Source organism: Antarctobacter aquimaris, assembly GCF_900184945.1.
Taxonomy (GTDB): Bacteria; Pseudomonadota; Alphaproteobacteria; order Rhodobacterales; family Rhodobacteraceae; genus Maliponia; species Maliponia aquimaris.
This window is the reverse complement of the sequence record NZ_FXYF01000043.1, coordinates 1-1,378: the sequence shown is the minus strand read 5'-3', so window position 1 is coordinate 1,378 and position 1,378 is coordinate 1. Positions and strand designations below refer to the sequence as shown.

At 63.2% G+C, this 1,378-nt stretch carries 1 protein-coding gene; it reads right to left on the bottom strand.

Annotation, left to right across the window (positions count from 1 at the left end):
- Positions 1 to 270: 270 nt before the first annotated feature.
- Positions 271 to 1,299 (bottom strand): IS110 family RNA-guided transposase, encoded by a 1,029-nt coding sequence (locus MAA8898_RS25555; protein WP_094023829.1) that lies wholly within the window; start codon positions 1,297 to 1,299, stop codon positions 271 to 273.
- Between the last annotated feature and the right edge of the window lie 79 nt (positions 1,300 to 1,378).

Here is a 1,378-nt window from a genome sequence, read left to right as displayed (position 1 = left end):
TTCTGCAACATATGTAACCGCCCCGAACGCAAGAGGGATTTTGAAGCTTTTTCTGACGCGTCGTCGGGTGCTGACATATGTCCGGCCTCATGAAGCGACCTTACAGATGTCGCGGGCCCGTATGGTGTTCGCGGATCAGACCCCAAATCAACGCCGCGTGCTCGTCGGCACTTTGTTGCAGGCTGGTTCTTCTGATCCCGTCTCACGACCGTTGCGCCAAACTGCTCCTTGCCCTCTTTCGCTCCGACGTCCTCGCGACCGATAGTCGGCTTATGCCGCTACGGCCGGAGACTGGTAGACGCCACCGCGGGCCATCAGGGCCCAGACGATGCGCGCCATCTTGTTCGCCAGCGCCACGCGCACCAACATCGGCGGCTTGCGCGTCAGCATCCCGGCCAGCCAGGTGCCTGGCTTGGCTGAGGCATGAACGTGACGCTTGATGATGACGCTGTTGGCGCCAATGATCAGCAACCGTCTGAGGGACCGCTCTCCCATCTTCGTCGTGGCCCCGAGCCGCTGTTTGCCGCCAGTCGAATGCTGCCGCGGTGTGAGGCCGAGCCAGGCCGCAAAATCCCGAGCCTTGCGGAAAGTCTCGGGCGGCGGCGCAAGGGTCGCGATGGCCGTCGCGATCAGCGGACCGATACCCGGCACTGTCATCAGACGCCGCGCCACGTCATTCTCCTTGGCCCGGCGGGAGATCTCGGCATCCAGTTTGACGATCTCTGCCTCCAATTGCGCCAGCGCCGCGATCAGGACCCTGAGCGTGGGGATGGCGTCGGCAGGCAGGTCGCATTCCGGGTCTTCGGCGATTGCGATCAATTTCGGTGCGTTGGCCGCGCCTTGTGGCACGATCTGCCCGAACTCGCTCAAATGCCCCCGCAATGCGTTGATCGTCTGAGTGCGCTGCCGGATCAGCAACTCGCGCACCCGGAAGACCATCGCCGCCCCCTGGACCGCCTCGCTCTTCACCGGCACGAAGCGCATGGTCGGGCGCTGTGCAGCCTCGCAGATTGCCTCGGCATCGGCCGCATCATTCTTCTGCCGCTTGACGAACGGCTTGACGTAGGCGGGCGGGATCAGCCGCACATCGTGGCCAAGCTTACCGATCTCGCGGCCCCAGAAATGCGCGCCGCCACAGGCTTCCATCGCCACAACACAGGACGGCAGATGGTTGAAAAACTCCAGCACTTGGGCGCGCCGCAGCTTCTTGCGCAAGACAGGCTGGCCCGAGCCATCAGCCCCATGCACCTGAAAGACATTCTTCGCCAGATCGAGCCCGACCGTGATAATCTCCGACATGACCGCTCTCCTTTGTGGATCGTTGCAGACCCACCTTGGCACGTTGATGCCGTCGGGGGGCGGTCACATCATCAACGCC

Excerpts from the sequence above, each read along its gene's own strand:
- MAA8898_RS25555 (WP_094023829.1), bottom strand. The coding sequence starts at position 1,299 with ATGTCGGAGATTATCACGGTCGGGCTCGATCTGGCGAAGAATGTCTTT.